The organism is Candidatus Laterigemmans baculatus (genome assembly GCF_010367455.1).
GTDB classification, from domain to species: domain Bacteria; phylum Planctomycetota; class Planctomycetia; order Pirellulales; family Pirellulaceae; genus Laterigemmans; species Laterigemmans baculatus.
Genome location: NZ_WRPR01000010.1, coordinates 56396 through 65528, shown reverse-complemented (window position 1 = coordinate 65528; position 9133 = coordinate 56396). Strand labels below are relative to the sequence as shown.

At 63.5% G+C, this 9133-nt stretch carries 6 protein-coding genes; 4 read left to right on the top strand and 2 right to left on the bottom strand.

Annotation, left to right across the window (positions count from 1 at the left end):
• Positions 1-116 precede the first annotated feature (116 nt).
• Complete coding sequence (locus GNK13_RS01660; protein WP_164100692.1) at positions 117-1595, bottom strand: sulfatase family protein; 1479 nt, start codon at positions 1593-1595, stop codon at positions 117-119.
• 177 nt (positions 1596-1772) lie between these two features.
• A complete protein-coding gene (locus GNK13_RS01655; RefSeq protein ID WP_164100691.1) occupies positions 1773-3197 on the bottom strand; it encodes a hypothetical protein in 1425 nt (474 codons plus the stop codon).
• Positions 3198-3610: 413 nt separating this feature from the next.
• Here GNK13_RS01655 and GNK13_RS01650 point away from each other — a divergent pair, with 413 nt between their 5' ends.
• From GNK13_RS01650 to GNK13_RS01635, 4 genes are all read left to right on the top strand, one after another.
• Positions 3611-4915, top strand: coding sequence for a Gfo/Idh/MocA family protein (locus tag GNK13_RS01650; protein ID WP_164100690.1), 1305 nt, complete (start codon positions 3611-3613; stop codon positions 4913-4915).
• A gap of 265 nt (positions 4916-5180) precedes the next feature.
• Positions 5181-6221 (top strand): Gfo/Idh/MocA family protein, encoded by a 1041-nt coding sequence (locus tag GNK13_RS01645; RefSeq protein WP_164100689.1) that lies wholly within the window; start codon positions 5181-5183, stop codon positions 6219-6221.
• 300 nt (positions 6222-6521) lie between these two features.
• Positions 6522-6878 carry a quaternary ammonium compound efflux SMR transporter SugE gene (gene sugE, locus GNK13_RS01640; protein ID WP_315852956.1) on the top strand — a complete coding sequence of 119 codons (357 nt, stop codon included), beginning with the start codon at positions 6522-6524 and terminating at the stop codon, positions 6876-6878.
• Complete coding sequence (locus GNK13_RS01635; protein ID WP_164100688.1) at positions 6871-9057, top strand: Tex family protein; 2187 nt, start codon at positions 6871-6873, stop codon at positions 9055-9057. Before sugE ends, GNK13_RS01635 begins: the two co-directional genes overlap by 8 nt.
• Positions 9058-9133 lie beyond the last annotated feature (76 nt).

Below are 9133 nucleotides of genomic sequence, written 5' to 3'. Positions count from 1 at the left end.
AGCAGTCGCCTGCGGCTTGCCGTTAAACGATTTGGGGATCTAGAAAAGCAGTCGCCTGCGGCTTGCCGTTAAACGATTTGGGGAGCTACCGCCCGGTGGCTGAGACCCCGTCCGTACTAGCGACTAGCGGCTTTCTTTGTCGCCGCTGGTGTGACTTTGGGATATTTTTCGGCGAGCTGTTGGAAGCGCTCGCGGAGCTGCTGGCGGATGTCTTGATAGGCTGGATCGTCGATCAGATTTTGGAGCTGATCAGGATCCTTCTGGAGGTCGTGCAAAAACTCGTAGTCGTTCTCAAAGTAGTGAGCGTAGACATAACGCTCGCCGCGAACGCCTTCCCATTTTGGAATCCGCGTCCCCATTTCGATCAGATGCTCGGCTAGGAAGTCGTCTCGCCAGTCGAGCGGGTCGGCGGGGTCGTCGTGGAGCAACGGAAGTAGGCTGCGACCTTGGTACCGCTCGGGAATCGCCACTCCGGCCAGCTCCAGGAACGTGGAGGGAAGATCCACGTTCAGCGCCATGCGGGAATCGACTCGCCCGCGGTTTCGCTCGACTACGCGCGGATCGACGATGATCATCGGAACGCGGAGCGATTGCTCGTAGTGGGACCATTTGCCCGCGAACCCGCGGTCGCCCATGTAGTAGCCGTTGTCGGCTGAGTAGACGATGACGGTGTTTTTATCCAAGCCTTGGGCTCGCAGCGTTTCCAGGACTCGACCGATCGTCTGGTCGATCCCGGTGAGCATGCGGAAGTACGCCCGCATGTTGGTGGTGTATTTTTCGGGAGTATCCCACCGCCAAAAGTAACGCTCGCGGTTAAGCGACTTTTTTAAAAACTCCGGCTGGCTTTCATAGATCGCCGGGTCGTTCAGCCGCGGTGCGGGAATCTCTACATCCTCATACATTCCATCGACCGACTGGGGCCATGGGTAGTGGCCGATTCCGGGCCGCTTGTCACCATCCTCGGCGTGGGCGGCATTGAACCACAGGTTCAGACAAAAGGGTTTGTCGGCTGGTTGAGCTTTGAGGAAGTCGATGGCCCGGTCGCCGATGAGATCGGTTTCGTGACGGAGGCTGCCGTCGGGCTGCTTTTTGAAGTAAGGATTCCGTGAGATGTCCTCATACACGTCGTAGTACTGCGACTGGTTGAAGCCGGCGGGCATCTTCGCATGCCATTTGCCGAAGAAGCCGTTGCGGTAACCCGCCTGTTGCAGCAGCTTGGGATAGATCGTGCTGGCTGCGGCGGGATTGACGCGGTCGATCTGGCCGGCCGAACCGTGCGATCGGGAGAGCATTCCGGTGAGGACCGTTGCCCGGCTGACCCAACAGATCGGCGTCGTCACGAACGCATTTTCGAAGCGGACGCCGTTGCGAGCGAGACCGTCGACGTTGGGCGTTTGCACGATCGGGTGGCCGGCGCACCCGAGCGTGTCATGCCGCTGGTCGTCGATGAAGAAGAACAGAATGTTGGGACGTTCGGTGTTTTGGGTGGCGGCTTCGTCCTTGGCTTTCGCCGCGGGAGCGAGCCACAGCCAACCGACGAGGAGCCATGACCAGCGGAGGAAGGAACGGCGGGCGGCCGTGTGATCGTGTCGCATGCTGATCGTTCAAGAGGTGGAGGCGAGAGGCGAGAGGCGAGAGGCGAGAGGGTGCTTCGGTCGTACTCGTACTCGTACTCAGCGAAGCGGCACTCGTACTCGTACTCGATTCCGCGTCCGCAGCGGCGTGGTTTCGAGTACGAGTACGAGAAGATTCTGCCCGACTTTCCGCTTTTGCTAAGTCTGAGCGAGGAGTTGGCGGATGCCGTCGGTCAGGATCTGGTCGATCTGGGGATCGCACCAGGCGACCGAAGCTGCGTAGCCTCCCTGGGGATAGGCTTCGGCGGTCGGGATGTACCAGGGGCCGCCATCGCCGTAGGCCGCACAGGCGACGAACCGCTCCGGCGAGGCTTGCTGGGCTCCGAGCTGGTACTCGACGAAGCTCTCGCTCGGCAGGTGGAGCATCGAGGTGTCGTTGATATGCAGGGCGGCGAGGGTGATCGGAAGCTGCTCGCGGTAGCGCCGGATGTAGGCGACGGTGTAGCTCGGGCGATTGCGATTGACGACCGACTGCGACGAATCCTCGATCTGCTTCATGATCTCCGCCTCGTCGAACCGCGGATGGGGCGGCGGCAGGATGTCGTGCGTGACCCAGCGGAGATTGGCGATCGGTTCGGGGCGGAGCGTCGCTTCGGAGCCGACGATCCCGTCATAGATCCGCTGCGTCAGGACTGGCCGCATTTCCTTGGAGCCGTCGTTGTACTTGCCCGCTCCGATGTTGCCGCCGCAGCCGTTGAAGTACAGGTGGGTGCACTGGGGCTCCTCTTCCTGGCGCTGCCGGCGAGCCAAGCCGCAGAAGTCCGCGCTGACTCGGCCGTCGCCGTAGTAGCTCATCGGGTGGCAGGCGTAGTAATGGCAGGCGGCGATCTTTTCGGAGCCGTTGTAGAAGGCGACCGTCTTGAGCATCGGGTCGATCAGGCCTTCGGGGAGCTTTTGGTGCTCTGGATTTCGCGAAGCGCTGCCCCGTTGGGAGACGACCTTGCCATCGGGACCGAGGATGCGGCGGTTGCCGGCGACTTTGTCGACTTTGGCTTCGCCGTGGGCGATGTGGGTCACCGGTTGGGCATGGCGGAGCGCTTCGGTGACCGCCGCGTGGCCGGCGTCGAGGCAGCGGTTGTAGAAATCGAGTTCGACGATGTGCGGCAGGTCACCCTGAGCGAGCACGATCCGCTCGGCCTCGAGGCAGGCGAACGGCGCATTGTGCTGGTGGACGCAGTGGACCGTCACCCGATCGACCGTCGTGCCGGCCGCGGCGGCCAACGTCTCACGCCACTTGAGGTGGGCTTCGTTGAGCAGCCCCGTCCAATCGACCACGCAGAGCACGATCGGCTTGCCAGCTCCGAGCAGCACAAAACCGATCGCTTCGAGCGGATCGTCGACCGCTTCGACCGGCTTGATCCAGCCGCCACAGCACGAGTGGCCCAGCGGCGGCGTCACGTCAAAGCGAAACGGGGCCAAGTGCAGGTTGCCGGCCGAGGAGGCTTCGCTGGCCGCGGCCAGAGGTTGCTCGATTCCGAGGCTCAGTGCCCCGGTGCCCGCAGCGGCGAGCGCCCCGGCACCGAGAGCCGCGGAAGTGGCTTCTAAGAATTCTCGTCGATCCATAAGTATGACGGGAGTTAGCGGTGGGAGTGTGTACTGCCAAACGAACCGGCTTGGCCATTGATCCGAATGGGTGGAATTGACCGGCCGGAGTGATTGAGCGGGATTGGACGGCTGTCCATTCTAGTCGCGCCGCGAGCCGGACGGGAACGTTTTGGTGAAACGTTTTCGCGAGTCAGGCTGCACCCCTCGACTATGATCCAGGAGGCTCCCAGCTGGCGGGTTGACGTGGCGGAGATCGGCCGGATCCTGGGGGCATAGGCAGCGCGACGCGGTCGCCCGCCGCTCGCTCGTGCAGCGGCGGACCAGATTCGGAGTGCGTTAGCTGCGTGAATTCGGTAAACTAGGGCGGTTGTGTGGCGGGTGCTCTCCGCTGCCTTCTTCTTTTTCTCCCCATAAGACTCAAAGAGGCCTCTATGTCCATCGATCGAGACCGGCGACTGTTCTTGCAAAGTGGCGTCGCAGCAGCGGCCGCCCTGGCTGCTGGTCGCGCCCAAGCGGCCCCTCAGCAGGCCGCGGCCAAAGACAGTCCCGGCGAGAAGATCGTGGTGGGGATGATGGGCGTCAACTCGCGCGGCAAGGCGTTGACGAAGGGCTTTTTGGCTGCCCCGAACGTCGAGATTGCCTATGTCTGCGATGTCGATTCCCGCGCGGTCGAGGCCGCGGGAGCGATGGTGGAAAAATCGCAGGGCCGCAAGCCGCAGCTGACCGGCGATTTCCGCCGCATTTTGGACGATCAGGCCGTCGACGCGCTGGTCGTCGCCGCCCCCAACCACTGGCACGCCCCGGCGACGATTCTCGGTTGTGCCGCGGGCAAGCACGTGTACGTCGAGAAGCCGTGCAGCCAGACGCCGGAAGAAGGTGAATTGGCCGTCGCCGCGGCCCGCAAGAACAAGCGGATCGTGCAGATGGGTTCGCAGCGCCGCAGCTGGCCGGCGATCCAGGAAGCGGTCAAGAAGATTCAGGACGGCGAGATCGGCCGCGTCCTCTACTCCCGCACCTGGTACAACAACCGCCGCCCGTCGATCGGCTTCGGGCAGGAAGTCGCCGCCCCCGAGTGGCTCGACTGGGATCTGTGGCAAGGTCCCGCCCCGCGTACCGCCTTCCGTGACAACCTGGTCCACTACAACTGGCACTGGCATTGGCACTGGGGCAACGGCGAAATGGGCAACAACGGCATCCACGCCCTGGACGTCGCTCGCTGGGGCATGGGTGTGACGTTCCCCGAGCGGGTCACCGCCGGTGGGGGCAAGTATCGTCACGACGACGATCAGCAGACCCCCGACACGATGATGGTCACCTACGACTTCCCGGAACAGAAAACGATCACCTGGGAAGGACTCAGCTGGTCGCCGCTCGGGCCGCACGATTCGCGGTTCGGGATCAGCTTCCACGGCACCGACGGCTCGATCGTGATCCGCAACGCCGATTACACGATGTACGACATGCAGGGCAAGCAGGTCGGCGAGACCCACAGCGATCGCGGTGGCGACACCGACCACTTGGCCGACTTCTTCAATTCGATTCGGACCGGCAAGCTGCCGAACGCCGACATCGAGGAAGCTCACCGCAGCACCTTGCTGTGCCACTTGGGGAACATCGCCTACCGCACCGGGGGCGTCGTCGACATCGACCCGAGCAACGGGCACATCCTCAATAACTCCGAAGCCCAAGCCCATTGGGGTCGCGAGTACGAGAAGGGCTGGGAACCGAAGGTCTAAGCGGTCCTGGCAGGGTGGCGCGAAGCCCCGCGCCCCGAGGCCCGAGGCTAGCGCCTACGGCTCAAAAAGGTCTTCACCCTCCCCCCGGGAGGGTCGCGAGGAACGAGCGGGGAGGGAAGTCCGCAGTAGACGCTGAGTGCGGAGCCCTCCCCGGGCCTGAAAGCCCGACCCTCGCGGGGGGAGGGTGATGACAACGGCCGTCACTCGGGCGGCCAAATCAATACTGCAACACAACTCTTATATATCTCCACGAGGAATCAGCAGCATGCGACGGTTTCCCTTGCGTTTTCTGACGGCCGCCCTACTGGCGTTCGGCTTGAGTCAAGCGTTGTTCTCCGAGCAAGCGTCGGCTCAAGACGACAAACCGCTCCGCGTCGGCATCATCGGGCTCGACACTTCGCATGCGATCGCGTTCACCCGCGAGTTCAATAAAGAGCCGGCATCCGACGAGATGCGGAACTGCCGCGTCGTGGCTGCGTATCCGCAAGGCAGCCTCGACATCCCCTCGAGCGTCGAGCGGATTCCCAAGTACACCGAAGACATTCAGAAGCTGGGCGTCGAGATCGTCGACTCGATCGACGAGTTGCTCGAGCGGGTCGACTGCGTGCTGCTCGAGACCAACGACGGACGCCGTCACCTGGAGCAAGCGCTGCCGGTGTTCAAAGCGGGCAAGCCGGTGTTCATCGACAAGCCGATCGCCGCGTCGCTCTCCGATGCGATCGCGATCGTGCGGGCGGCCGAGCACTACAAGGTCCCGATGTTCTCCGCTTCGTCGCTGCGTTACACCGACGGAGCGCAGGCGATTCGCAGCGGAAGCTTGGGACGCGTGATGGGGTGTGACGCCTACAGCCCCGCCTCGCTCGAAGAGACCCATGGCGACCTGTTCTGGTACGGGATCCACGGGGTCGAAACGCTGTTCACCTGCATGGGCACTGGCGTGCAAAGCGTCAGCCGGACGACGAGCGACGATATGGACGTCGTCGTCGGGCTGTGGGACGAAGGCCGGATCGGCACGTTCCGCGGGATCCGCGGCGGAGCCAAGGGATACGGCGGAACCGCGTTCGGCAGCGAGAAGATCGGCCAGATCGGCAGCTACGCCGGGTACCGACCGCTGGTGGTCGAAATCGCCAAGTTCTTCCAGACTGGAGAAATCCCGATCGACCCCCGCGAGACGATCGAAATCTGCGCGTTCATGGAAGCGGCTGACGAGAGCAAGCGTCAAGGCGGCGCTCCGGTCTCGATCGCCGAAGTGATGAAGAAAGCTGAAGCCGAAGCCGATAAGGCGCTCGAAGGAGTGTTGGAGTAGCCGGGAGCCGGGAGCAGGGAGCCGGTAGCCGGGAGCCGGGAGCCGGTAGCCGGTAGCCGGTAGCCGGGAGCCGGGAGCCGGGAGCCGGGAGCCGGGAGCCGGGAGCCGGGAGCCGGGAGAGCAGGATTTGAAATTTCAGATTCTCCGGACCCCGGACCCCGGACCCCGGACACCGGATTCCGGATTCCGGATTCCGGACACCGGACACCGGACACCGGACACCGGACACCGGACACCGGACACCGGACACCGGACACCGGATTCCGTCTTCGGCTTGCCGTTAAACGATTCTTTTTGCCAGTGCGACGCCTCTCGCTGATTGGGGCGGTGGAGTTGTGGATGGCGTGGCTGTATGTGTTGATCGCTGGGTTGCTTGAGATCGCGTGGGCCCTGGGGCTGAAGAGCAGCGAAGGGTTCACGCGATTTTGGCCGAGCGTGCTGACCGTCCTGGGGATGATCGCCAGTTTTGTCTTTCTGGCCCGCGGCCTCCGTGAGATCCCCGTGGGGACGGGTTATGCCGTCTGGACGGGAATCGGTGCGGCGGGGACCGCAATCGCGGGGATGTTGATCTTCGGCGAATCGGCATCGGCTGCCCGCATCGCCTGCATCGCATTGATCCTGATCGGGATTATTGGATTAAAGGTAGCGAGTGGATAAGAACGGATTCGCATGCTTTGACTTGCAGGCCACTGCGGCGGAGATCGCTGGCGGGCTGCAGGTCGACGTGGCCCAGGTGCTGGCGACGATCGAGTTGCTCGATGAGGGCAACACCCTGCCCTTCATCGCTCGCTATCGCAAGGAAGCGACACGCGGGCTCGATGAGATCGCCCTCCGCGTGATCGAAGACCAGTTGGCGAAGGCTCGCGAGCTGGCCGATCGCAAGGCGACGATCCTGAGCACGATTGAGGCGGCTGGCCAGCTCACGCCGGAGCTGCGACGACAGATTCAACAGTGTTCGGTCCGAGCCGAGTTGGAGGATCTGTACCTGCCGTTCAAGCCCAAGCGGCGTTCGCGGGCGACTGCCGCCCGGGAGCGAGGGCTGCAGCCGCTGGCCGATCTCCTGCTCGCCCAGCGGCCGCTCCGAGAGTCCAAGCAGTTCGGGCAGTCCAAGCAGGAAGTGCTGCGGCGGTTCGTCGATCCCGAAAAGGAGGTCCCGGACGAAGCGGCCGCGCTGGCCGGAGCCTGTGACATCGTGGCCGAGACGTGGGCCAGCGAGCCGGCGACGCGGAGTTGGATGGTCGAGCAAGTCCGCCGCGGCCAGATCGTCTCGCGAGTCAAGCGGGGCAAGAACGACCCGTCGAGCAAGTTCGCGATGTATTTCGACCACAGCGAACGAGCCGCCCGCGTCGCTTCGCACCGCTTGCTGGCGATGAAACGTGGCGAGGCCGAAGGAATTCTCAACGTCAGCTTTGCCGTTGACGAGAGCACGCTGCGGCAGTTGCAGGGACGGTTGCTTTCGAACCCGCAGTTCGAGTTCGCCGCGGAGATGCGGAGCACGGTCGAGGATTGTTTCAATCGCTTGCTGCTGCCAGGGGCTAGCTCAGCGGTGCTCGACGAGCTGTCCGAAGCGGCCGAGGAAGAAGCGATCGGTGTGTTCGCGAAAAATCTCAGGGAGTTGTTGCTGGCTCCTCCGGCCGGTCCGAACGTGACGATGGGGATCGACCCCGGCTTTCGCACCGGCTGCAAAGTCGCGGTGGTCGACGGGACGGGAAAGGTCCTCGCCCATACGACGATCTATCCGACGCCTCCTCGCAGCGACGCTGCCGGAGCCGGCAAGACGCTGATCGAGCTGATCCAGCGATACCACGTGCGGATGATCGCGATCGGCAACGGCACCGCCTCGCGCGAGACCGATGCGTTCGTGACCGCGCTGGTCCGTGAACACGCACTGGAAGTTACGAAAGCGATTGTCAGCGAGTCGGGGGCCTCGATCTACTCGGCGAGCGAGTTGGCGGTCGCCGAGTATCCCGATCTGGACGTGACGGTGCGGGGAGCGATCAGCATCGCCCACCGCTTGCAGGATCCGCTCGCGGAACTGGTCAAGCTCGATCCCAAGTCGATCGGCGTCGGCCAGTATCAGCACGACGTGAACCAGACGCGGCTCCGCAAGTCGCTCGAACGTGAAGTCCAGTCGTGCGTCAACGCCGTGGGGGTGGATCTGAACATGGCCAGCGCCCCGCTGCTCGCTCAGGTGGCTGGGATCGGTCCGAAATTAGCCGAGCGGGTGGTGGCGTTTCGTGACAGCGAAGGCCGTTTTGGGAGTCGCAAGCAGATTCTGAAAGTTCCCAAGTTCGGCCAGAAAGCGTTTCGCCAAGCGGCCGGGTTCCTGCGGGTCGCCGATGGCATCCAGCCGCTCGACAACTCGGCGGTTCACCCCGAGAGCTATCACATCGTCGAGCGGATGGCCAAGAGCTTGGGAATTCCCGCGGCTCAGCTGATCGGCAACGCCTCGGCGGCCAGCAAACTCAATCCGTCCGATTTCGTCGATGACTCGGCCGGCCTGCCGACGATTCGTGACATCCTGGCGGAGTTGGCCAAGCCGGGACGCGACCCCCGCCGCGAATTCAAAGTGGCCAGCTTCACCGAAGGGGTCAGCGAGATCGGCGATCTGCAGACGGGAATGATCCTCGAGGGTGTGGTCACCAACGTGACGCGGTTTGGAGCGTTCGTGGATGTGGGCGTGCACCAGGACGGGCTCGTCCACATCTCGGAGCTGGCCGATCGCTACATCCAAGATCCCAGCGAGGTGGTTGCGGTCGGCGACGTGTTCCGCGTGAAAGTGCTGGAAGTCGACATCCCACGCCGCCGCATCGCCCTGTCGCGCAAGCAGGTGTGAGCCCATAGTCGCCTTTCGCTCCGCGAAAGTAGCGCAAATAGTCTCGCCTTTCGCTCCGCGAAAGTATCGCAGAAAC